General features: G+C 45.7%; 24 protein-coding genes. 4 read left to right on the top strand and 20 right to left on the bottom strand.

Annotated features, from left to right (window positions below; all coding sequences use genetic code 11):
* Both NZ952_03355 and NZ952_03360 read right to left on the bottom strand, forming a co-directional pair.
* Positions 1 to 167 (bottom strand): alpha-glucosidase/alpha-galactosidase (locus NZ952_03355; GenBank protein ID MCS7120221.1); only part of this gene is annotated, 167 nt, incomplete at its 3' end.
* 199 nt (positions 168 to 366) lie between these two features.
* Positions 367 to 642, bottom strand: coding sequence for a hypothetical protein (locus NZ952_03360; GenBank protein MCS7120222.1), 276 nt, complete (start codon positions 640 to 642; stop codon positions 367 to 369).
* A gap of 176 nt (positions 643 to 818) precedes the next feature.
* On the opposite strand from NZ952_03360, the gene NZ952_03365 reads away from it, so the two are divergent.
* Positions 819 to 1,514 carry a hypothetical protein gene (locus tag NZ952_03365; GenBank protein ID MCS7120223.1) on the top strand — a complete coding sequence of 232 codons (696 nt, stop codon included), beginning with the start codon at positions 819 to 821 and terminating at the stop codon, positions 1,512 to 1,514.
* Between the two features lie 86 nt (positions 1,515 to 1,600).
* Here the strand turns inward: NZ952_03365 and dapF are convergent, their stop codons facing one another.
* From dapF to NZ952_03405, 8 genes are all read right to left on the bottom strand, one after another.
* Positions 1,601 to 2,449: a diaminopimelate epimerase gene (dapF, locus tag NZ952_03370; protein MCS7120224.1), complete on the bottom strand. Its 849-nt coding sequence runs from the start codon at positions 2,447 to 2,449 to the stop codon at positions 1,601 to 1,603.
* 91 nt (positions 2,450 to 2,540) lie between these two features.
* Positions 2,541 to 3,536, bottom strand: coding sequence for an alanine dehydrogenase (ala, locus tag NZ952_03375; GenBank protein ID MCS7120225.1), 996 nt, complete (start codon positions 3,534 to 3,536; stop codon positions 2,541 to 2,543).
* 2 nt (positions 3,537 to 3,538) lie between these two features.
* On the bottom strand, positions 3,539 to 4,441 hold the full coding sequence (gene ilvE, locus NZ952_03380; GenBank protein MCS7120226.1) for a branched-chain-amino-acid transaminase: 903 nt from the start codon (positions 4,439 to 4,441) through the stop codon (positions 3,539 to 3,541).
* Positions 4,442 to 4,519: 78 nt separating this feature from the next.
* Positions 4,520 to 6,400: a threonine--tRNA ligase gene (locus tag NZ952_03385; GenBank protein MCS7120227.1), complete on the bottom strand. Its 1,881-nt coding sequence runs from the start codon at positions 6,398 to 6,400 to the stop codon at positions 4,520 to 4,522.
* Between the two features lie 97 nt (positions 6,401 to 6,497).
* Positions 6,498 to 6,794 (bottom strand): hypothetical protein, encoded by a 297-nt coding sequence (locus NZ952_03390; protein MCS7120228.1) that lies wholly within the window; start codon positions 6,792 to 6,794, stop codon positions 6,498 to 6,500.
* 132 nt (positions 6,795 to 6,926) lie between these two features.
* Entirely contained in the window at positions 6,927 to 7,136 is a 210-nt protein-coding gene (locus NZ952_03395) for a hypothetical protein (protein MCS7120229.1), read from the bottom strand.
* Between the two features lie 131 nt (positions 7,137 to 7,267).
* Positions 7,268 to 8,326, bottom strand: a complete 1,059-nt coding sequence (locus tag NZ952_03400) for an alpha/beta hydrolase family protein (protein ID MCS7120230.1) — start codon at positions 8,324 to 8,326, stop codon at positions 7,268 to 7,270.
* Positions 8,327 to 8,412: 86 nt separating this feature from the next.
* Positions 8,413 to 9,324 (bottom strand): carbohydrate kinase family protein, encoded by a 912-nt coding sequence (locus tag NZ952_03405; protein MCS7120231.1) that lies wholly within the window; start codon positions 9,322 to 9,324, stop codon positions 8,413 to 8,415.
* An 85-nt stretch (positions 9,325 to 9,409) separates the two neighbouring features.
* On the opposite strand from NZ952_03405, the gene NZ952_03410 reads away from it, so the two are divergent.
* Complete coding sequence (locus NZ952_03410) at positions 9,410 to 9,688, top strand: 30S ribosomal protein S26e (GenBank protein MCS7120232.1); 279 nt, start codon at positions 9,410 to 9,412, stop codon at positions 9,686 to 9,688.
* Here NZ952_03410 and NZ952_03415 read toward each other — a convergent pair.
* The 3 genes from NZ952_03415 to NZ952_03425 all read right to left on the bottom strand — a co-directional run bounded on the left by NZ952_03415 (position 9,685) and on the right by NZ952_03425 (position 13,072).
* Positions 9,685 to 10,332 (bottom strand): CDP-alcohol phosphatidyltransferase family protein, encoded by a 648-nt coding sequence (locus NZ952_03415; protein ID MCS7120233.1) that lies wholly within the window; start codon positions 10,330 to 10,332, stop codon positions 9,685 to 9,687. The two genes, NZ952_03410 and NZ952_03415, sit on opposite strands and share 4 nt — an antisense overlap.
* Positions 10,333 to 10,480: 148 nt before the next feature.
* Complete coding sequence (gene tpiA / locus NZ952_03420; protein ID MCS7120234.1) at positions 10,481 to 11,170, bottom strand: triose-phosphate isomerase; 690 nt, start codon at positions 11,168 to 11,170, stop codon at positions 10,481 to 10,483.
* Positions 11,171 to 11,293: 123 nt separating this feature from the next.
* Complete coding sequence (locus NZ952_03425) at positions 11,294 to 13,072, bottom strand: ribosome biogenesis/translation initiation ATPase RLI (GenBank protein ID MCS7120235.1); 1,779 nt, start codon at positions 13,070 to 13,072, stop codon at positions 11,294 to 11,296.
* A gap of 306 nt (positions 13,073 to 13,378) precedes the next feature.
* On the opposite strand from NZ952_03425, the gene NZ952_03430 reads away from it, so the two are divergent.
* Positions 13,379 to 13,918, top strand: a complete 540-nt coding sequence (locus tag NZ952_03430) for a THUMP domain-containing protein (GenBank protein ID MCS7120236.1) — start codon at positions 13,379 to 13,381, stop codon at positions 13,916 to 13,918.
* Here the strand turns inward: NZ952_03430 and cgi121 are convergent.
* The 5 genes from cgi121 to lysS all read right to left on the bottom strand — a co-directional run bounded on the left by cgi121 (position 13,901) and on the right by lysS (position 19,052).
* Positions 13,901 to 14,458 carry a KEOPS complex subunit Cgi121 gene (gene cgi121 / locus NZ952_03435; protein ID MCS7120237.1) on the bottom strand — a complete coding sequence of 186 codons (558 nt, stop codon included), beginning with the start codon at positions 14,456 to 14,458 and terminating at the stop codon, positions 13,901 to 13,903. The genes NZ952_03430 and cgi121 overlap by 18 nt on opposite strands.
* Positions 14,436 to 15,056: a phosphoribosyltransferase gene (locus tag NZ952_03440; GenBank protein MCS7120238.1), complete on the bottom strand. Its 621-nt coding sequence runs from the start codon at positions 15,054 to 15,056 to the stop codon at positions 14,436 to 14,438. The genes cgi121 and NZ952_03440 overlap by 23 nt, the downstream gene beginning before the upstream one ends.
* A gap of 167 nt (positions 15,057 to 15,223) precedes the next feature.
* Positions 15,224 to 16,273: a DUF402 domain-containing protein gene (locus NZ952_03445; protein ID MCS7120239.1), complete on the bottom strand. Its 1,050-nt coding sequence runs from the start codon at positions 16,271 to 16,273 to the stop codon at positions 15,224 to 15,226.
* A 22-nt stretch (positions 16,274 to 16,295) separates the two neighbouring features.
* The gene (rtcA, locus tag NZ952_03450) at positions 16,296 to 17,327 is read right to left on the bottom strand and encodes an RNA 3'-terminal phosphate cyclase (protein MCS7120240.1); all 1,032 of its coding nucleotides are present in this window, start codon (positions 17,325 to 17,327) and stop codon (positions 16,296 to 16,298) included.
* Positions 17,328 to 17,450: 123 nt separating this feature from the next.
* Positions 17,451 to 19,052: a lysine--tRNA ligase gene (gene lysS, locus NZ952_03455; GenBank protein MCS7120241.1), complete on the bottom strand. Its 1,602-nt coding sequence runs from the start codon at positions 19,050 to 19,052 to the stop codon at positions 17,451 to 17,453.
* Between the two features lie 152 nt (positions 19,053 to 19,204).
* Between lysS and NZ952_03460 the strand changes: the two genes are divergently transcribed.
* Entirely contained in the window at positions 19,205 to 19,645 is a 441-nt protein-coding gene (locus tag NZ952_03460; protein MCS7120242.1) for a 3'-phosphoesterase, read from the top strand.
* On the opposite strand, the gene NZ952_03465 is transcribed toward NZ952_03460, so the two are convergent.
* Positions 19,646 to 21,466 (bottom strand): transketolase, encoded by a 1,821-nt coding sequence (locus NZ952_03465; GenBank protein MCS7120243.1) that lies wholly within the window; start codon positions 21,464 to 21,466, stop codon positions 19,646 to 19,648.
* Between the two features lie 106 nt (positions 21,467 to 21,572).
* The gene (locus tag NZ952_03470; GenBank protein MCS7120244.1) at positions 21,573 to 22,721 is read right to left on the bottom strand and encodes a uroporphyrinogen decarboxylase family protein; all 1,149 of its coding nucleotides are present in this window, start codon (positions 22,719 to 22,721) and stop codon (positions 21,573 to 21,575) included.
* Between the last annotated feature and the right edge of the window lie 108 nt (positions 22,722 to 22,829).

Below are 22,829 nucleotides of genomic sequence, written 5' to 3' on the forward strand. Positions count from 1 at the left end.
AATTTCTCATTAACCACTTCCGTTGCCTTCTGAGAAAGCTCTAACCTTTCCGGATCAATATCTACGAGACATAGCTCCCCACAGTCAAGCCCAGGAATCTGGAAGATGTCCTTACTGAGAACTGGGACGAAGCCGCTTCCAGCCCCAAGATAAGTAATCTTAATCATGCTGGTTCAGCTCCACACCATTCGCTAAGAACTTTATGCGATCTTCTAAATAGTCTTTCATCCTCTGAGCTCGCCTAAAAATCGTTCAGCATGCGAAATGGACGGCTAAAGTTCGTTAAATCAGCGGCTATAATAATATGATGTTGCCCCTTCACGTTGATACTGGTAAAAAAGTCTTCAAGGTTAAACTATTCATTGCTCATGCCATTTTCTTAGCGCTGTTCTGTATATTCTCCGCCGCCATCCACTCTCTCGTCTCCTCAATGCGAACAAGTATATGAAGCCCCATCGTTATCACCGTGAAGATTAGAGCTATGAAACCGCATAAAATTATAGCCGCCAAGAACTCCCTGAATAGAAACATAAATACTATGTTTATGCATGCCATTCCTTCGGTTATGAACATGAGTAGCGTGAAGTAACGCTTGTACCCAAAAGAGGAGCAAAGCTTGAACAGTTTTTCCTTTAAGTCCATGATCAAATATTCAGGCATAACATGTATTTAAAATATTGGTTGCAACCCTGTATTCTAAGCCTAATATTTTCGGCATGGTATATGCGGATTAACCATGCACTTTGATGCCTCTTACAGGTGGCAACAACCCATTCTTATCAATAACACTTTTTATTAACTATACCTATTGGGCTGTTATGATCCCCTCAAGATTCGCGGCGCTCATCGCTGTCTTTGCCTCATTACATGCCATTCTATATTTAATGTCATTTGGGCTCTGGAGAAACTGGGCCATCTATCTTGAACCACTTGAGGGAATCATACTTGGTCCATATGCTGGGGCATTTACCGCGCTGATAGGAGGGGCCATCGCCAGATCCATCAGACCCAATGAATACCTGGTCTTCGGCATAGTCGCTGAGCCTATAGGTGTACTTGCTACTGGATTCTTAGCCAGAGGCAAATGGCGCGGGGTCCTCCTCCTCTACGCGTTTATGCTTCTAGCCTATTTCATGCACCCAATAGGAAGATCGCTTCCCCTCTGGGCGATCATTGATATTATCATAGCACTCGTCTTGATCTATCCGATTGCCAGAATGATGAAAAATGTTAGTTGGGATAACTATAGGCGCCTAACCATAGCCATTCCGCTAATCTCATTCATCGGCACCGTCACAGATGCTCTTGCAAGAATCTTCCTCCTGGTTCCATTGAATCTTTACACGATCTTTGGGCTGACCCAAGAAGCCTTATACTATGTCTTCGCAGCCGGGGCCATTGACTCATTCATAGAAGACTGTATTGCAATCATCATCTCCATTTTGGTTACTGTTCCAATCATCAGCGCAATTCGCAGAGTTCCAGCTTTTAGATCCTTATGGCCATCCTCTTAAGTTTCTCAACAGTATATCACAAAAAGTCTTGATCAATTCCAGATCCTTAATGCAAGGGATACGTTGAAATTCTTGCCTTCTTATGTTTATAACAAGATTACTCCCTCATACACCTTCTCCGCAGGACCCCTCATTAATATGCCTTCAATTTTATACTCAATAGCTAGGTCTCCGCCGAGCAGATGGACAATGCATTTTGGCCCCAATTTTCCTATGGCGTTCCCGGCCGCGACTGAGGCGCAGGCCCCTGTCCCGCATGCCAGGGTCTCCCCTACACCCCTCTCCCAAACGCGCACACTGATTTCATCCATCTTCAAGATCTGAACAAACTCCACATTGATTCTGCTTGGAAAAATAGGGTGATTCTCAATTTTCGGCCCGATTTTTTCGACGGGAAAATCCTTAACGTTGTCGACGAATATTACGCAATGCGGGTTCCCTAGGGAGAGGCATGTCGCCTTAAACAGGGCTCCGTCCACTTTTAGGCTCTCATTTATAAACCTACCTTTCCCCAGAACTGGTATCCTTTCTCTCTCCCAAATAGGCTTACCCATGTCAACAGTTGCTGATAGAACTTTCCCCTTCTCCGTTTCCAGCCAGACCCTTCTAACCCCAGCAAGCGTTTCCACAGAGATTTCTTCTTTCTGAACTATCCCATTCTCGTAGCAATACTTAGCGAAGCATCTTATCCCATTTCCACACATCTCCGCTTCGCTTCCGTCAGCGTTGAATATTCTCATCTTGACATCCGCCACCTGTGAGGGTTCAATTAGAAGAAGCCCGTCAGCCCCTATGGAGAATCTCCTCCTGCAGATACAGCGTGCAACATTGCTGAGAATCTCTTCAGCCAGAAGCCCCGACCTATTATCTATTAGCACATAATCATTCCCTATCCCATGCATCTTCCAGAATGGAATGCGGATCCCCTTAGACATTTATCCACCTCAAACAATAAGTTAAATCTTTAATGAACTTGAGAAATCCTGCATCAACATTTTATGAACATTGGCCTCCATTTTTTACCCCTCACATAAAATCGATGTACTGGCCAATGCCAGCGGACACTGCCTTATCGTAGACGAGTTTCGCAGTTGCAGCGTCTTGGATGGCTAAACCAGACGAGGCGAAGACCGTTATTTCTCGGTCCGATGTTCTTCCATCCTTAAGACCAGCTACCACCTCGCAAATATCGCCCCAGATGTCTCTCTCAGATATTAACCCCCTAGAATAGGGGACATTAACCTCGCTTGAATGGAGACCCTGCTCCCAATCATCAAGAACAATCTTGGCGTTTTTCAGGATCTTCGGGTCTAGCTCCTCCTTACCAGGCGCATCTGCACCTATACATGAAAAATGCTGTCCTTCTGACACCCATTCGTACGAAACGATTGGTCTTCTAGACGGCGTTGTTGTAACAACAATGTCCGCTCCAATTACAGCTTCTCTAACTTTCTCGACCGGGGTTATCTTCACAAAATCAGCGTACGCCTCGATTATCCCCTCAATAAGTTTCTCCCTCGTTGAGTCAGGTCTACTCCAAACTTTCACCTCATCTAGGCTTTCATAAACCGTGAGAAGAGCTTGCAGCTGGGTTTTGGCCTGCGTCCCAGCACCGACGAGACCTACAATCTTAGGTTCTTTCCTTGCCAGATATTTTGCGGCAATACCTCCGGCTGCGCCTGTTCTCACCGCTGTGATTCGGTTTCCAGACATTATCGCTAGCGGCATGCCAGTTCTAGGCTCGATCAGGATTATTGTTGCCATGACCGTTGGAAGACCGTGCCTCACTGGGTTGTCAGGATGGGAGTTCACAATCTTAACTGCGGATATGTCTAGCCTCTCAAGATAAGATGGCATCGATCTAAGGTCGCCGCCGTACCTATCATATATCAGGAACTGCTTTGATGGCATCTGTACATGTCCCAGGCCCTTCTCTTTAAAGGCCGCTTCTACAGCCTTAATAGTCTCCTCCATTGACAGTAAAGGCTCTATATCCCTCTCAGTCAGAATAAGAACCTTCAATTCTATATTGTCCTCTCAATTGGTATCCCATGAGAGGGATCCCTCACAACCTTATAGAACTCTTCAAGCAGCCTCCTCGTCACAGGTCCAATCTTGCCCTCTCCAATAACACGTTTATTCACCTCTCTTATCGGCATGATCTCCGCGGCGGTTCCAGTCATAAATGCCTCATCAGCGCTGTAAAGCTCAGCCACCGTGATTGCCCTCTCGATGACTGGGTAGCCGAGTTTCTCAGCAATCTTCTTCACTACGCTCGCCGTGATCCCGCAGAGGGGGCCGCTTGAGGGGGGAGGCGTGAACAGTCTCCCATCCTTCACGATGAATATATTCTCGCCTGTAGGTTCGCAGATGCATCCATGCGTGTCTAGGATTATGGCCTCATCTGCCCCAGCATTGTTAGCCTCGATCTTGGCTAATATGCTGTTCAAGTAGTTCAACGATTTTATCTCATGGGTTGTAGCGTCGACAGGGTCTCTCCTAGTCCAAGAGATTATCATGCTCATGCCGCGGTTCCTCTTCTCGTCATCGTAAAGTTTGAGCATAGGAACCGCGATGATTATTATGGTTGGTCGGGGGCATTTCCTCGGGTCTAAGCCTAGATCGCCAACACCTCTCGTGACTACTAGGCGAATGTAAGCATCCCTCAGCCCATTCACCCTTAAAGTCTCAAGGACGGCTTGAATCATCTCTTCCTTGCTTAATGGAATCTCAAGCATGATCGCGCGGGCTGAATTGTAGAGGCGGTCTATATGCTCCTTCAGCTGGAAGACTATGCCATTATACGATCTTATCCCCTCAAAAACGCCGTCGCCGTAAAGGAGACCATGGTCGAACACCGATATCTTGGCTTCAGACTTTGGATAATACTTGCCATCTATATAGACGAGCGGTTCTCTCTCTGACAAAAGATGCACCTCACACTTGGATCTAGATAATCCTCAAATTTATTTTTCTTTTTCTATCGAGGACGGATGAGACTGTATCTATCCATAGAAACGCGGTCTCTTAGAAACGGCCATGGGCAGAGAAAGTGGCATGAAGGGCTTTCCCTTCGTAATACTCTTTATCTCAGCAATAAGATCTTCGAGTTTCATCATTCTTATTCTACTGGACTGCCCAGCCCTACTTAGACGACGATCTCGAACAGCAAGATTTCCGGTCTCCACCTCTCTCTTTCCGACGACGACGATATAGGGGATCCACTCCATCTCAGCCTCCCTAACCTTCTTCTGCATCGTCATCTGCCTATCATCCCAGTCAGCTCTAATGCTTTCCTCAGAGATCCTAATCGCAATACTCTCAGCATCGCCATAAAACTCTTCGGACACCGGGATAATCCTCACCTGGGTCGGGGAGAGCCAGAGTGGCAGCATCGGGGCCTTGCCGTTCTGCTGATCCATGTAAGCCTTTTCCAGAATTGCGTATATGTCCCTCTCGATCGCTCCGCTTGGTGAGCAATGAAGGATCAGCGGATTCACTTTTTCGCCCTTCTCGTCGACAAATGTTATTCCATATCTGGCCCCATTCTCTATGTCTATCTGGTCTGTTGAGAGGGCGGAGGCTTTGCCGAGACTATCAACAAAGTTTATCTCCCATTTCAGGATGAAATAGAAGAATCGCTCCTCCCACATCTCTACCAGAGCCGGTTTCCCGAAGATCTTCACAATCGAGACTATGAAATCCCTATTATCCTTATAGAAATCCTTGGTGAATCTTATGGCCAACTCGCAATCATCTCTTGTCAACTCAAGACCCTCAAGAGTCTCAAGGCTCAGCCTGAACCTCCTTACAAATTCCTCTTTCGCTTGGTTTATATCCGCGCATAGGGCGTGGCAGTCTGGCATTGTGAAGCTCCTAAGCCTCCTCAGCCCGGCAAGCTCACCGCTCTTCTCTCTCCTGAAACTGTATCTCGTCAACTCATAGATCTTTAGTGGCAGTTGGCGATAGGAGATCTGCGCGTCATGCGCCAGCAGGAACTGACCGAAACATGCGCTGAACCTCAGGAAAAACTCCTTGTCGTCAGATTTTAGTATGTACTGCCGTGCGGGAAACCTATGTAGATAACTCGCTAGGCTTGGATGTTCCAGATCATACATTACCGGCGTTTCAACTTCCATCCCGCCATATGCTATCACCTTCTCTGTGACGTAACGTTCAATAAGAGACTTGACGAGCCTACCCTTAGGATACCACCTGAAGTTCCCCGAGTCGCTTGCGGGCTCATAATCCGCCAACTCAAGTCTCTTCATAATGTTTACATGCGGAGGAACCTGCTGGACCGCTCTCACCTTAGAAATTTCATATTCTGCAAACTTCTTGAGATTCTCATGCCCAGTAAAATTGAACTCGTCAACTGGAATGAGATCGCCATCAGGCTTGAGGATATACCAATAAGACCTCAGTTTCTCCTCAGCCTCTAAGGCCTTGGATACAACCTCAGCCTCCCTTTTAACGCCGGAAGATATAGTTTTAAACTGTTCCGCAAGCGGGTGGCCCTTGATCGATATGGAGAACTGCTTGCACCATCCGAACGGCGCACGATAGGTCTCGATGCCCTTTTCTTTGGCGTATGCCTCCATCTCCTTAAGAATACTGAGCGCATCGCTTGGACTTGCAAGTTCGCCGCTAAGGTGAGCGTATGGGTATAGGAGAATCCTGTTAACCTTTACCTGGTCCAGGTAGCCTTTAACCTGATCTATCGCTTCTCTCGCTGTCTGAGGGGAATCCCCTTTTTCAACACAGGTGAAGAGGACTACTAGCTCCTCTATTCTGCTGGTCTCCTCTTTACACTCCTCGGCTGAGGGTATCTCCTTCTTGATTGGGCGATACTCAATGAAGTCTGAGTGAAGTTGAAGTATTCTCAATAGGTAAGCCCCATTGGGACCATGCAGCAACCAGTCTTATGCTTAATCCTAGAATAAAGATTTTTTGTTCGACTGGACGTAAGATGAACAGCCGGCTTCAGGAGACTGAGAGCACCAGTTGATCAATAGGTCTTGCCGATCTAGATAGCCTAAGAGAGGAGATTATTAGATTAAAAATACTTTCTTTGTCCCATTCTCTTCCCCAGTCATTATATAGAAGTGACTTTCCACTTTCATGACATAAATAAACGCCTATGCTGTAAACGTTCCCTCTCCTCTTAACAATTCTGCTTATGCCGGAGACTTCAGCAGCCTCGATTACGGCCTCCATAATAACTCTCTCCCTTTTCGGATCCCCTCCAATGTGTGGGGTAAGAATCAGAAATTCAGCCATCTTTATTGCACCCATCCCAAACTGGAGTCGAATAATATTTAAAGAATCTGTGAAAAATGGGGGAGGGGTCCACAAGTCAGCATGGTCGATCTTTTATTATGCGGAGCGAAAGGGGCTCCTTAAATGATTTGCCTACTGTAACCTGTAGCGCCACTTATCCACCATTCTATCTTTTCTAGTAGCCTTCTTATACTCCTTGTAATGGTCTTTGCAAAGGTATACGCGTCTCGCCATTTGCACTTTGATACCTGCAGAGGTCACATTTTCTAGAGGTAACGATCTTACAGCCTCCTTCTCACAGTTTTCCACGCTACATATTGTCCCTTTAGATACTCTGCCCAATTTAACCGCCATTCTATTAGGCTACTGAGAAACTAACTGTTGATTATTCACCTTAAAAGAGTTTTCCAGAAACTTTATGCGCACAAAAGTCGACTCATGCAATTAAGGACTGCAGAAAATCATTCATCGCTTTACATAGGCATCAGCAGTATGTCCGGTTCTTCGATTGACAGCCACTTCATAATCCATGGAAAGGCTTTGCAGCCGCTTACCTCATGACCACCATCGAATAAATCTAGGGCCAGTCTCTCCCCAACATTGAGGAGATGATAAGCTTTTTTCGTCTCCAAATAGGCCTTAAGCACCCCATTTATGGGAAAGATTGGATCATTAATGCCTGCCTCTATAAGTAAGGGTCTCGGCGCAATCAACGAGGCGATGTCGTAGATTTCTGCATACATCAACAATGCTGGCACATAGTTGCAGATGCAATGGTTCATTGCGAGTATACTATCGAAGAATGTGCAGAAAGACCCGCTTAGGACTGAAACCCTGATCCTTTCATCAATGGCCGAAGCATATAGTAATGTTGTTCCGCCAGCGGATAATCCCATCCCGCCTATTCTCCTCGCGTCAACCTCGCTTCTCTGCTGTAAATAATCTATTATTTTCATCACGTCCCATACTCTAAACCCGACCATAGAGGATCCGAGCATAAAAGCCCAGACGGTCGCTAGATGGCAAGAGTTATTCCTCCTTCCCTTCCTAACATCTTCAACATTTCTTCTCTCCCCAAATGCAAACTGGTCTGGAACCGCAACTAAAAGACCCATCCTAACAAGTTGAACCGCAAAATCTTTATAGATGCCCTCGGGGCTGTCCCGGAATTTTCCTTCCTCCGTTATGCCCGAAATCTCATCTTTTCCATATCCGTGGCCATGGAGCGCGATGACAGCTGGAGCCTTGCCATTAATATTCTCGGGTATGAGGATGTAGAGGGGCGCCCATAAATGAGGTCTCGTCTCAATGAGTACTTTCTGCATAAGAAAACCTGGGCGGCTTACCTCCGAAACAACTTTGAAGTTAATCTTGAATCCTTCGGGGAGATTTAGAAGCTCCGCTAACTTACATCTAAGTTTTGGCCTCCAAAGCAACCACTCCTCGATGTCTGACGCTTGAAAACCGAGGGTTCTAGTTTGCTTCTTGTAGATGCTTCTAAAATATGATTGAGGCTGGAGCAGTCTTTTCATGAGTATTAATTTTATGCATGTTTTCCTCTTAACCTGATCGCACGCAGCAAATCATCAGTTATGCCGCAAACAGGCTCGACAACCCCTTATAATAATTCTATCTTATCATGAACAGTGGTCGCTCGTTCATAAATCCTCTTCTTAGATCCGAACCCCGACGGACCGACCTTTTCGATTATGAACGAAGCGGCAGCGGATGCAACTGATGCACACCAGAGTATATCTTCTCCTCGAACATACTCAGCCAAGAAGGCTCCTATGAAAACATCGCCAGAGCCCGTAGTGTCAACGACTTTTCTAGGCTCCGCCGCTGGAACCAGATATGTTCTGTCATATAACCTCAGGATCGAGCCGCTTACTCCTCTAGTAACCATGATAATTCTCACATCGGCATCGGAGAGTATATCTATTGACTTCTGCAAATCCGTTGTTCCTGTGATCGCTTCGGCTTCATCCTCAGATGCCTTAATTATGTCCGCCCCTCTAAAGGCTTCATATCCGAAGCGGCCCTCAAGATATACCTCGCCTCCTTGCATGAAGCTGCGTAGAAAGCCCTGCGGATCAACAGAGACAATCATGCCCCTGCCCACAACTCTACGCAGCGCTGTAGACGATATTTCACCGGCTATGGGCGCAATGTGAAGGGCTCTTGCTTCAGAAACTGACTCTATTTCCTCATCTCTTATGACGGGACCTTTACATTTAAGGATTAGTCTTCTCATGCCAGTTTCGCTGTAGCAGAGTAGATATCTAGTAGTCGAATCCCCCTTTATTATCTGGAGACTCGATAGGTCAATGCCACGCCTCTTCAACCATTGAATATACCGCTGAGGGAAATCCTCTCCTACCTTAGAAACCACTGAGACATTTGAGCCTAAGTTCTTGGCTGCGAGTGAGACATACGTGGCGGAGCCTCCTAGTCTGCGTCGCGCCCGCCAATTCTGCGGCAAAAATATATGGTCTATGGAGAAATTTCCGACGGTAACTATATCGAACATGTCAAATTTCCATGATTCTTAAGAATAAGAATATATTTGTGTCTTATCTTTATATCAACCAAACGGATAGGTGGTCACGAAAACTATGCCTAACAAGCGGAAGAGTAGGGGGCGCTCAAAGGGGCAGAAGGGGAGAAGTAGTGTTGTTCAGTGTAGCGGCTGCGGAGAGCTTGTTCCCAGGGATAAGGCTAAGAAGACGACACGTAGACTCTCATTCGTTGATCCTATTCTCTCTAAGGAACTTAGGCAGAAAGGAGCATATTTGCCAACTTACGCTACGACACAATACTACTGTGTCTCCTGCGCAGTCCACCGTGGGATTGTTAAGGTTAGGGCTAAAGAGCTGAGAAAAAGCACCCGCTAAACCTCGACTTTCATTCTTATTGTCTGACCCCTTCTCTTCGCGCTTCTAAAAAAGTAATGTAACCGCTGAAGAACTGTTAGGTTTGTCAGGAATGCCAATCCTATAATTACATAGTTTAGCGCCTCAGGAAATCCGATGCCAATAAATGTTCCGGCTAATATGGCAAGAAGCCTTTCAGCCCTTTCAAAGATGCCTATTTTCTCCATAGGTAGACCTGCAGCCTCTGATCTTGCTCGCGTATAGCTCGTCAGCATCGAGCCTACCAATGCAAGTAACCCCCAAAGTACATCGCATAATCCGCCCAGTATTATGCCTGAGATTAGCGAGGCTTCAACATATCGATCAAGGAGAGAATCTAGGAAACCTCCGGTTACCGATTCTTCACCGTACAGCCTAGCCAATGCACCGTCCAATGCATCGCAGAAACCTGATAGAAGCAGAAACCCGGCAGCCAATAGGAGACTGGCCGCATATAGGCTGGGATTTAACCTGCTTGCTCCGGCAAACCAGTATGAGATGCCCGCTAGAATTCCAAGCGAAAAGCCTATGAGGCTTATGTGATTCGGCTTCAAATGTAACCTATGCGCTATCTCAGCCTCACTCTTAATCAACGATTCGAAGGTTTTCTTTAGTCTCGTAAGCAAAAACAGTGCTCCCCGTCACAATCCTCATCAATTAATGATTCAGGAGTAAACGTTTAAATGCTTTGACCATGCGAAATGGCGAGAAAAGCCGTCTGGGTTCGTGGAAAGCTTGCTTATAGGCTAAAGATCCATCACTCTTCTTCGATGCCTATTTTTTACCGGTCATGGCTTCAGCGAATTCAAGCATGACTTTATATGGGTCTTTTGATTTGACCACGCCGCTTGCGACCAGTATCCCCTCTGTTCCAAGCCTTAAAGCCGCGGCTACATCCTCCCCATTGGTTATGCCAGCTCCGCATAAAATGATAACCTTCGAATTAACTCTTCTCACAGATTCAACTGTGCTAGTCACGACTTCCGGTTTCGCCTTCGAAACAGGTATGCCTGTCCCGATGAGCTCAGGCGGTTCAACGGCAATCATGTCCGGCTCTAGGGCCGCTGCGGAAACGCTTACACGAGCATTATTCGTGCATACAGTTGATGCCAGACCAGCTTGCCTCGCTCTTGTTACTGCCTCGTCGATGTCCGCCAGCTTAAGTCTCCGCTCGGAATGATTTATTAATGTGCCTATTGCACCTGCCTCCTTAACGGCTTCAGGTAAAATGTGGCCGGTATAGCTTCCTGGAGGCATTGGGTCAATGTGCTGAGCGAAGACTGGGATATCAACATTTCTGGCTACACTAAATATGTCCACATGCTGCGGTGCCACAGCGAAGCAGACGCCAGTTTCTAGGCTTACTCTTTCAGCCATCTTAGCAAGCTCGATCGCTCTTTTTCCTGTACCCTCTATATAGGTCTTGAAGTTTATGATGGCTATAGGGGTTCTAACCTTCTCCAATTGTATTACACCCTTAGATTGCTTCTACTCAGTGAGTCGTTAGATCTTATTAGTATTTCCCCCATTCTACTTAGCACTTTAAGCTAAAAATTAGATGTTATGGGAAATGCCTCAAGAATTCATTCAGCTGGAATAATAGTATTGACCAATACTTTTTTGGTGCCTATCAAGTTTTGAGCCTTCCTTGTTAACTCTAGGCCGTTTTGTGGAGGGATCTCTGCGGAAAGTTATGTCCATATCCCTTAGGAATCTATTCATTCCGTCAAGCATAGTAGTGGGCGATTCGGCTATCCCCTTAACCCCAGGTTCACCCTTAAATATCATTAGGCGGTCCGCGAGGAAGTCCTGTGCAACCACGTCGTGCTCGACGACGAATGCTGTGACGTTTCTATCTTCCACTATCCTTCTAACAGTTCTCGCCATCGCTAATCTCTCTTCAACGTCTAGATACGCGCTAGGCTCATCCAGCAAGTACAAGTCTGCCTTTCGCGAAAGGCATACGCCTATGGCTACCCTCTGCAGTTCCCCGCCGCTCAGCTCCTTCACAGAATGATCCAGCAGGAAACCAATGTTGAGTGGTTGCAAGATCTCCGTCTGGAACCAGCTCGTGTTGAACTCCTCTTTCGCAATATCCCTCATCAAATCTTCAACCGTCCCCTCATAGTCGGAGGAGATATATTGGGGCTTATAGCTCACGCTCAATTTATTCTCCAACGGGGACGTGCCTAAGTTAGGCTTCTCCAGTCCAGCCAGAAGCTTAACAAAAGTTGTCTTTCCAATTCCATTTGGCCCAAGGATTCCGATAACCTCTCCTTGCCTAGCCTCTCCAGGCTCAACCTCCAATACAAATCCTTCATAGATCTTTCGCATCCTCCCCCATTTTAATAGGATGCCGCCCGCGGAAACAGATGATGAGGGAGGCTTAACCCTGAATCGTATAGGCTCTTTCCTAAAGAGGATGTTTTCATCTGGAATGAATCCGTCAAGATAAATGTTGATTCCAATTCTCACTCCGTGGATGTTAGAGACTATGCCGTAGGCCCCGGGTTTCCCATAGAATAGGCAGACATAATCTGAAAGATAGTCTAGGACGGCTAGATCATGCTCAGCTACGACGATCATCTTATTCTCTTCTTTAAGGCTCCTGATCGCCTTCGCCGCCTCAAGCCTCTGTTTCACGTCCAGATAGCTTGATGGTTCATCGAAGAGGTATATGTCCGCCTCTCTGCAGATGGCTGCTGCGATTGCAACTCTCTGTAACTCGCCCCCGCTTAAAACATCGATCGGCCTATCCCATATCACGTCCAGCTGAAGTCTCTTTGAGATCTCTGAAAGCACGTCTCTCTCATCTATTCTCTCTAGTAGGTCGGAGACTTTTCCGCCAACAACCCTTGGTATTTTATCGACATATTGGGGTTTGTGAACAACCCTTACTCCTCCATTACTCATCTTTTGAAAGTAATTTTGCAGGACTGAGCCTCGAAAATACTGGATTATCTCCTCCCAGCTGGGCGCTGCTTCTGGATTGCCTAGATTGAGTTTCAGTTCGCCGGAAAGTATCCTGATCGCTGTCGATTTTCCAATTCCGTTCTGTCCAAGCAACCCGACGACTTGACCTGGTAATGGTGTGGGCAGACGAAAAAGTTTGAAGGCGTTTGGTCCGAAGCAATGCGTGACTTCACCTTTTAGTTCATCAGGGAGATTAACTATGGTGATGGCTTTGAATGGGCATTTCTTAACGCAGATGCCGCATCCAGTGCAGAGAGTCTCGGAGATTAAGGGCTTTCCATCCTCGATGCGTACTGCTTCAATCCTGCTTCTCACCATTGGGCAAAAACTATGGCAAACATGATTACAGCGTTGCGGTTTACACTTATCCCTGTCAATTATCGCGATTCTCAACTACCGTAACCTGCCAGAACTTTTTTGTCAGAGACGAACTAATAAACATGTTCATCGCCGACTAAAAAGTAGAGGGTAAAATAGTATAAATATGGGGATTGGTAAAAAACTATTTTGGGATGATGTGTGGCGACGGCGTGGAGCATAAGCTGTGACACATGTACCACTTTAACTGACCATAAAGGGAATTTTGTTTGCCAATTTACGCTTACTTATTATCCCTGCCTGCTCTTAAATAATTAAATATGATCCGATCGTTAGATGTGAATACAAATAACTCATTTCGGTTTGGAGGAAAAATTTGAAATGGCGCTCGATGAATTCAATCTTTTGGTTTCGACGCCGAGAGGACTGGAAAGCGATGCGTGTAGCGAGATCTGGTTTCTTCTGAGGGAGCTAGGCGATGAGGATCCTTTAGTCGAAAGAAGCGAGGTGGCGGGGCTTGTTGTTGCAAAGACAGCGTTGGACTCATTCAAAGTGATTGAGAACCTGAGGAAGAGACTTAGGGATAGGCCTCAAGATTTCCGTTACACGCTTAGATTTATACCCATAGAAATTGTGGTTCGAACAGATCTGGATCAGATCAGAAGGGCATGCTCACGGCTCGTTGAAAAGATAGGTCCAACCGAAACTTTTCGTGTAACAGTTGAGAAGAGGCACACTGATCTTCAGTCTGGAGAAATAATAAGAGCGGCCGCTGAAGTTATAGACCGGAAAGTCGACCTCGAAAATCCGCAGAAAATCCTCCTAATAGAAATACTGGGCCGGCTGACAGGGGTTTCGGTAATAGTCCCAGAAGATATTCTCTCAGTCTCGAAGGAGAGGGTCTCATCGCAGAGCCGCTAATATAGCGATGTGCTCTATAATCAAATTTTTCAGCGCCTCTTCTTTTGTTGTCCTCAAGGCGGACTGAATCTCATCGTCGCTTATGTTGAAAATCTTCTTAATGTTGTCGTATTTGTCTTCTGTCAATTCGATTACGCTTCCAGATCTTTCGCCACCTAGTAATTTCGATAGGAGGCCAAGGGTTTCCAATGCCCTTTCACGGCTTTTTGAGATTACCATGACAGCGACCCGTGAAGTTTCTTTTGTGACGCCCAAAATTTCTATTGCGCGGCTTATCTGCCGCTGAGCAGAGGCAAATACAAGAGTCTCAACTGAAATGTTCTTCGAAATTCTTCTTCCCGTCTCAATGTTTCTTAATGCGTTTAAGAATGCAAAGCGCAGATGATCCGCTCCTGCGATTAAGTCAGCATTAAAAAATTGTACGTAGCATTCTTTCGAATTCTTGCTTACCTGGTTAAATAATGCGTTTGGGTCGCTTACATTAACGTTCTTGAAGCCCTCGATTAGAATGTGCCAATCAGAGAATTTCGCTTCCTCCAAATTGCTCCTCCTCGATCACATCCCTTAGGAGGCGTTCCAGCAGCTCGGGCTTCATGCCCCCTTTTAGGAGCTCCTGCTTAAGCACATCGATTGGAAGACATTTTTCTCTACATTCCCTTAAAAGTTGCTTCACCGTCTCTTTTCTCTCCCATGGAAAGACAATCCATTTTCTCGTTTCCATCATGTAGTAGTCGGGTTTAATTATGCTCCAAGGTTTGTAGTAAATTGTCGCTGTTCTAACCTCTCTTGCGCCGCACTTAACAGCACGTTCCTTCACAAGTTTAAGGCTCCTTCCAGTATCAGCAACATCATCCATCAAGAGAACGCGGGACTCTTTCACTGGAACGGAGATAGGCTGCGTTATCACAGGCACCTCTCTCGTCTTACCTACTCCCTCATAAAACTCAACCTTGACATTGGCCAGTTCGGGATTGCCAAGAAGATCAGACATTATTCTCGCAGGCGGCCAGCCTCCCCTTGAGATGCCGACAATTATATCTGGGCGGTAACGATCCTGCTTTATCTTGTCAGCCAGGCCAAGAAGCATATCATATATTTGGTCCCAGCTTGGCACCTCGAACTCGAAGGCTAACCTCAAATTAGTTTTTCCCCTATAAAATCGAGAATAACCTATTGTCATGGGAAACTTAATATTTACGGTTCATAGACCCGGCGCCGATTAAAATTTCATCCAAATTTATGTTCCGGAGACGAAAAATTGGAGCCGCGGCAAAGTTTTTCTCCTATGCTTCATGGTTCATCTCTTTAATTTGGAAAGACTTGACCTATCAAGGTAACAACCTTCTCTATCTCTTTCTCAACGGTATTCTTAATTCTCTGACAAAGATAGCCTGCATGGATGTACTCCTCGAATTTGTCGACGTCTAATACTTTGAATTCTCCATTCGGCCAGACGCAAATATCCACTTCAAGATCCACATACCTGATTCTTCCAGGATAAACCTCTACGGGTGTGTTGATATTGATATATGCGCCCTTCTCTCTCTGTTCACTTGAAAAATATTTTGTTACAAATGACCAATCTCCCATCTTGATTTCTGTTAGACCTATGTCCCCCGGCTCCTTTTGAACTCCAAGACCGTCATATATGCCTGTCTTTGAAAATGATCTTTGAAGGGTGATCTTGCCATTTTTATCATTAATCTCGATTATTCTAGCCGGGCCGAGATCGAATATTTTTCCGTCGATCTTGACGTGCTCTATTCTGATAAGGGATCCCTTATTTGGAAACTCCTTTCTCACGGTCTCCGCGAAGAGCGACTCAACTTCATCTCTTGGACAATTTTTCTCCAACATTTTTTCCGCGGTCTCAAGCAGCTGGGCTATTCTCCCTCCACAGGCCTTGTAAAAGTGGTGGCCGTCCAGTGTCGGTGTGACTTCGGCTCTTAAACTATCCATCCTTCTTTTCGAAGATGATGGAAATTCTACGCTCAAATGTGCAAAGCCACTAAGACCTGAGCCTTTATCATGGATTGAGAGCTCAGGTTCAAAGGTCTCAGGCATATCTGTGGGGTACCCTCCTATAGGCGGGATCTCCCATCTATAGACCGCGTCGATTAACGTTGATTTGAGAATTTGAACAAATTCCTTGATTGAGGCTGATGCGCCTGTAACATTCACTCCCTGTCTATCAAGTCTGTCCCATATGTTGATGTCCGCTTCCATCTCTTTCCGCGGTTCAAGATTAAATCGCCTCCTTATTGCATCAGAAGGGTCCGAGATCTGAAAGTTATTATCGAGCAGCAGCTTCGTTAGGGCAGTCGAGTATATACCTCTCACCCTCGCAGAGACCATTTTCGTCTCATCTACCGATATTTCAGATCTTTACAACCCTGAACAGCCCATCTTCCTTCTCAATCCTAAAATCGACTCCTAGAATCATCGAAGTTAACCAAACGTTTGTCTCCAGATGATCTGTGATTGACCTAACCTTATATGAGGATTCCTCTGTGAATGCTATGTATGGTATAAGGATGTCGCCGAGGTGAATGTCTACAGTAGCCTTGGCGTCGGCCTCCGCAATCAAGTTTGCGACCGCCTCGCGAGCGACTTCTTCGCTTGACTTTCCTATCTCCCCAATGGCATCTGCTCCTAGTAAAGCGTCACGATCTGTCCGCATCCAAAGGACTATTGAACTTCCTTTCTGAAGAGGGTTCGAAAAATCATTTAGTATCTGTATGCTTGCGTCGTAATTTCTGGCGGCTAGAAGCCTTTGTGCCTCCTTGGCCTGCCGTTCTGCAACTCTTCTGTCAGCCAAGTAAGTGCAGACCGATATTCCCTCTACACATCTGGCTTCTCCAAATTCTTCTAAATGTATTGGGCTAAGTTTCTTTTTAGGGTATACGTTTAAGATGACTTCTCCCATCCCTCTTGGATAATAACCATATTTAAGTATGTCTAACGAGGCCTTTAATCCCATACGGTCTAACATTGGAAAAACGATATACTTCAAATAATTGATGGTTGGAGAGTTTCTAACATCCGTGCCCCCTTTGCAAATATGCAAGCTTACTGGATTCTGCGCGAACATGCACATTGGGAGAACGGTCATTATTAGCATGGGAATACTTCCCGCTGTTCCTATTTCAGCAGTAATTTTTCCGCCTCTAATTGAACCAGGTTCAAACCATAGTTCTTCTGAACCTAGGGTTGCCCCCTCAACTTTGGCATCGCATAGTTTTGCGGCTGTAAGGACCGCCTCCAGGTGTTGAGGTCTCAGTCCAGGAGGGTCTCTTTTCTTTCGGATATTACGTATGTGGAGCGGTTGTCCAAGTATGCTTGATAAGGCGATTGATAGGCGAAGAATAGTTCCACTTCCGCTTTTTTGACTTCCATCTATCTCCAACATTTTGCTCAAAGATCTTCCTAGAGTTGCCGCTTTAAAGGTGTTTTATGCTTTGTAATAATAAACCTATCCCATTACCTATTCGGAAATCCGCACAATTCATGTCTGAGAATAGGATTAAGTATGCTAAGACTTTTCTTGCAGTCTGCTCTTTAAGAGTTTGGCGGCGTTTTCCTTACCTATATCTAACACATATGGACCAAACCTTGGGCCTGAGGGTGAACCTATCAGAAGAAGATAGAGGATTTCAAAGAACCTTTTAGGGGGGATACCGTTCGACTTTGCTACATTAAATACGGCGGTTTGAATTTTCTGTGCGTCATCCTCTTCTTGGATTATTTTGGCGAGCTCTTCGACCGCCTTCTTCTCTGATGGGCTTATATCGACAGAGATTACTGGTTCTTCTTTGAAATCCTGAACCCAATTTAACGCATAGTTAATGCGAGTTTCCAATTCCTGTGTGAATTGCTCTCTGATATATCCATAGTTTCTCAGTTTCTCAATAATGAAGGATTTTTCCGAACCTTTCGGGGCAACCCTTGCCAAGCAGGTAAGAACATTGTATGGAACATGCACACTAGGCTTTTCAGGCGGCTTGGCGAGGAAGCAGTACCAGTACAAGCCCCTCATCTTAATGCTTTCTTTTTGATCCTCCACTTTCCTCCTTCCAAAGTATAAATCTTCAAGTTGATCGAGCTCGTCCATGTATCGGGGTATGTCTGTTACAGAAATCTGCCTAGTTCCGACAAAGCGTTTCAGGGTTAGGAGAACTAGAGATTGGGGTGAACCGTACCTGAACCAGACTTGAGGAGTTAATACGTTGCCCACAGATTTCGATATTTTTTTACCGCTCTTATCTAAGAAAAGCTCGTATTGAACGTGCATTGGAGGCTCATAACCAAGTATTTCGCGGCAGATTCTATCATTGACGGCGACGGAGTCAGCAAGATCCTTGCCGTAGGCTTCAAATCTAATTTTTAATGCCCGCCACCTGGCCGCAAACTCGCCTGCCTTCCAGCTTAACTTGCCCTCTCCCTTTTCGTACTTTGCGTCGCCTTCATATCCGCATCCTTCAAGCCACCTGCCTTTGACCTCCATTCCCTCACAGATGTAGGAGACCCGACGCTCTTTAGGGTGGAACTCATACGCTACTGTCGTATAGATTCTGCCGCAGGATGCACAGACTGGAAAGTACGGCAAAACCTTCATGTACTTTTCCTGTCCAGTCTCTTCTTTAACGATTTCACCTATTCTCCAAGCCTTTTCAAGTATGAGGGTTATTTCATCGTTGAGTAGTCCTCCCTTATAGGCTTCAGCTGCGGACATAAATCTGTACTCTATGCCAATCTTATCCAATGCTTCAAGGAGAAGGTTAACCATGTGATCGGCATAGCTCCCATGACACTGGAAAGGATCCGGAACGTCGGTCACCGGGAAGCCTACATATTTCTCCATTGATCTTGGAAGGCCGCGGGGGACGCTTCTTAGACCGTCCTTATTGTCTGAAAAAACTATGAATTCAGAGTTTTGACCCTGCTCGCGGAGTGCCAGTGAAACGGCATAGTTTCGCGTCACCTCTCCTAGGCTCCCAATATGGGGAATGCCGGAGGCTGCAACCCCACTCTCCACTCTGATGTTGTCCAAGCTTCTTCCGAGCTCTTTCTCCCTCTTAACGATTTCAGACGCTATCTTGTCATACCATGTTCCGCGACCTATTATCTCATCCAATCTTTCAAGCCGTCTCCAAAATAGCTGCTCCATGAGTAAAATGGGAATGCTAAATAAAGATTTTATGTCAGACGCCCCTAATCGTTCTGTGGAATTCTATGCCAGCCGCGATTACTTTATAAAAGTATTAATCCTCATTCTATTCTGTGTCATTGCGGGAATATAGAGAAAAACGAGACTTCCAAAGGACAAGTGAGCCTATGGGCGAGATTAGGGAGAGAGGTGAAGGCAAAAAAATCTATGTTATACAGAGACATCAGGCAACACATTTACATTATGATCTCAGGCTTGAGAGGGAGGGGGTTCTTAAAAGTTGGGCTGTTCCAAAGGAGCCGCCGACTGAAAAGGGTGTAAAAAGGTTAGCGGTTGAAGTTGAGGATCATCCGATTGATTATGCCGATTTTGAGGGAGTGATTCCTGAAGGGGAGTATGGAGCCGGAACGGTTGAGATATGGGATAAAGGCTTCTATGAGGAAGAAAAGTGGAGCGATAATGAAATCGTCGTAAATATTTATGGGCAAAAATTAAGGGGGAGGTACTGCCTTATAAGGTTTAAGGGACAGGAAAAAGGCTGGCTATTCTTTAAGGGATAGCTACTCCAGAATCTCTTTCACGGCCCTAACTATGCCGTCGCAGTCGATTCCCTGCTCAGCCAAGAGCTCTTGAGGCTTGCCGGAATGCGGCATTTTTCTGACTGCAAGTATATGGGGCATTACGCCTGCTGAGGCTACGGCCTCTCCAAGTCCCCCTTCCGGATAGTGATCCTCAACAGTTATGACGTGTCTCGTCTCTTCAAATGCTTTTCTCAGGTTTTCTCTGTCCAGAGGCTTTATGGAATAACAGTCAATGACCCTGACATTCAATCCTTCAGCCCTCAATTTCTCATATGCCTTCAGGGCCTCGTGGACTGTTATGCCTGCGGCGACGATTGTGGCTTTATCTTTTTTGCTCTGCCGCAGAACTTTTGAGCCGCCAATCCTGAATTCTTCATCATTGCTATATATGACTGGTGTTTTCGGTCTTGTAGTTCTTAAGTATGAGATTCCATCATGACTTGTCATAAGCCCTGTTAGCTTCTCTGTGCTAACAGCATCGCATGGATAAAGAACGATACTGTTTATTATTGAGCGGAACATGGCTAAGTCCTCTAGGCCCATTTGTGAGGGTCCATCTTCGCCTATTGAGACCCCGGCATGGGACCCCACGATTTTTAGGTTTGCTCTTGAGTATGATGCCATCCTTATCTGGTCGAACGCCCTTGTCAGGAAGCATGCGAATGTTGATAGAAAGACATCGAATCCGTGGGTCTGAAGGCCCACTGCAATCCCGATCATATTCTGTTCAGCAATGTAGCATTGTAGGCTCCTTTCTGGGAATTTTTCAAAGAAGTAGGTTGTGAATGTCGAGTTCTTTACGTCCCCGTCGAGAACAATCATCCTACTATTTAATTCTCCAAGCTTTACAAGCGCTTTCCCAAACGCTTCCCTCGTTGCCACCATGTCGCCAATCTGGTAATTGGCCTGGACTGGGAAAACTTGAATCCTTTTCTCAACTTGCATGTTAGCCTTAATATGGTTTTCCGGTTGCATCTCAGCCTCCCATATCATTGGCGTAATCTCCTTTTCGGCCTTTTCAAGCTCCTCCTGACTCAGAGGTGTTCCATGCCTGCCCTCAACGTTCTCCAAAAATTTTACGCCCTTACCCTTTACCGTCTTAGCGATGATGAATGAAGGTTTATCCGACCTTTTTGATTCCTCAAGTTTCTCGATGAGATCTTGAACATCATGCCCATCACAAGTCGACACATTCCAACCGAAGCTTTGTATCCTTTCCGCATATTCTTTCGAGTTCCATTCATACATTGTCGGTCCACTCTGACCCAGCCTATTCATATCAAGTATCGCTGTAATGTTTGAGAGTCCAAGTTTCCCCGCATAGTTTATCGACTCCCACACCGATCCCTCAGCCATCTCTCCGTCCCCCAAAAGCACGTAGACCCTTCTATCGATTCCGAGAAGCCTTTTAGCATAAGCCATACCCAACCCGATCGATAATCCCTGTCCTAAGGATCCAGTTGCAACTCTTATCCCCTTTACTCTTGGAACCGGATGACCTTCCAATTCAGATGATAACTCTCTTAACGTCATGATCTTCTCTTTCGGTATCACGCCAGCTTCTGCTAAAGCAGCGTAGAGTACGGGTGCTGCGTGCCCCTTAGACAATATGAACTCGTCATTGTCTAGGTAGTCTATTTTACTCGGATCAAATCTCATTATTTTGAAGTAAAGGGTCGCTACTATTTCTGCACATGATAGGCAGCTGGTCGGATGGCCTGATTTTGCTTTTGCAGTTGATCTTAAACTGTGAAGCCTTAGCAAATTTGCCTTATTCTGTATGAATTCGACATAGTCCATCTTGCTTTTCCCTTTCCATGAGTTCGCTCGGTTGAGAATATTCATATGTGCAATGCTTGCATTTAAAAATTGAGATTGAAAAAACGGTTCCGGGAAGACTGGCAATTCAAGGATTAGGCCTATTCCTTCGATACTTCTTGCTTAGATTAATGAAGAGCTCAAAATTTTCTAGGCTCATCTCAACTGGTATGTCGCCTTCGGAGCCCAGTATGAATCCTCCGCCTGGAGAACCAATTCTGAGTCTGTCAAGAAGATGCTCTCTCAATTCATCCGCTCCCATAAGCCCAATATTCTTGCTTAGACCGCCCAGTAGGCATAGCCTGTCTCCATAATCATCCTTCAATGCTTGTAGGTTCATGTTGTCAGTGGGGCCTATAGGGTTCAAAACGTCCAATCCGGCTTTCACAAATAATGGGACCAAGCTATCGATTTTTCCATGGCTATGCATATTCACAAATGCGCCATACTTGTGGGCCAGTTCTATAGCCTTTACATGCCAGGGATAAATTATCTCTTCGTAAAGCTTTGGATTCATGAACGGCCCCTGTCTATACCCTAGGTCATCGGGCCATCCTATCATCATTGCGCCCCTTTCAAGCAGATTCTTCTCAGCCTTCAAATTGAACTCGCCCATTTTTGCGATCAGCTTCTTGAAGAACTCCCTTCGTTGATACATATCCCTGAGGGAGACTTCTAGTGGGCCTCTAAGAAAATACCAGACCCCCGAGAAGAACCCGTTTATGTCACATGATGGGAAGAATCCTCTTTCAACAACATACTTTATGGCCTTTTCGATGCCTTCATATCTTGACGGGTCATCTGGGTCTGGAAGCTCTAGACTCTCTAAGTCATCCTCATTCTTTACCGGGTAATCTATATATTGGCGTGCCCATACGATTTTGGATGTTCCAACCCTCCATTTTGCCCCTGTCTCCCACTCTATAATATTCCATTCAGACCCCGTCTCAATCGTCCTCTTTATCCGGAACCCGCCGCCGCCAACCCATATTATAAAGTTATCCATAAACTCAGCTATCTTCAATGCATCATCGATCTTCTTGAGGCCTGCCGCAGTTATTTCGCAGACTGCTCTACTAACCTCACTCTCAAGCTCCACACCCTTTGGAGGCATAGTTGTCTGTAAGAAGGGAACAAACTTCGCGCGCGCCATCTCGTTTGTGAAGCCGATCGATTGGGGTGTCACATGTGGTTCCTCATGAAGTATAGCGGATAAAACGCAATCAAATCTATTCATGACGTGTTTCCTGCCTTGTTTTTCATGAATTCACCAAGACGGTTCTAAACCTTACTATTCATATCCTTCGTAAATATAAAGGATGTGATAGAGATACGTTTTCTGTCT

This window comes from Candidatus Bathyarchaeota archaeon (assembly GCA_025059045.1).
Classification (GTDB): domain Archaea; phylum Thermoproteota; class Bathyarchaeia; order Bathyarchaeales; family DTEX01; genus JANXEA01.

Excerpts from the sequence above, each read along its gene's own strand:
- NZ952_03360 (MCS7120222.1), bottom strand. The coding sequence starts at position 642 with ATGGACTTAAAGGAAAAACTGTTCAAGCTTTGCTCCTCTTTTGGGTAC.
- NZ952_03365 (MCS7120223.1), top strand. The coding sequence starts at position 819 with ATGATCCCCTCAAGATTCGCGGCGCTCATCGCTGTCTTTGCCTCATTA.
- dapF (MCS7120224.1), bottom strand. The coding sequence starts at position 2,449 with ATGTCTAAGGGGATCCGCATTCCATTCTGGAAGATGCATGGGATAGGG.
- NZ952_03390 (MCS7120228.1), bottom strand. The coding sequence starts at position 6,794 with ATGGCTGAATTTCTGATTCTTACCCCACACATTGGAGGGGATCCGAAA.
- NZ952_03400 (MCS7120230.1), bottom strand. The coding sequence starts at position 8,326 with ATGAAAAGACTGCTCCAGCCTCAATCATATTTTAGAAGCATCTACAAG.
- NZ952_03405 (MCS7120231.1), bottom strand. The coding sequence starts at position 9,324 with ATGTTCGATATAGTTACCGTCGGAAATTTCTCCATAGACCATATATTT.
- NZ952_03410 (MCS7120232.1), top strand. The coding sequence starts at position 9,410 with ATGCCTAACAAGCGGAAGAGTAGGGGGCGCTCAAAGGGGCAGAAGGGG.
- NZ952_03430 (MCS7120236.1), top strand. The coding sequence starts at position 13,379 with ATGGCGCTCGATGAATTCAATCTTTTGGTTTCGACGCCGAGAGGACTG.
- NZ952_03445 (MCS7120239.1), bottom strand. The coding sequence starts at position 16,273 with ATGGTCTCTGCGAGGGTGAGAGGTATATACTCGACTGCCCTAACGAAG.
- rtcA (MCS7120240.1), bottom strand. The coding sequence starts at position 17,327 with ATGTTGGAGATAGATGGAAGTCAAAAAAGCGGAAGTGGAACTATTCTT.
- NZ952_03465 (MCS7120243.1), bottom strand. The coding sequence starts at position 21,466 with ATGGACTATGTCGAATTCATACAGAATAAGGCAAATTTGCTAAGGCTT.
- NZ952_03470 (MCS7120244.1), bottom strand. The coding sequence starts at position 22,721 with ATGAATAGATTTGATTGCGTTTTATCCGCTATACTTCATGAGGAACCA.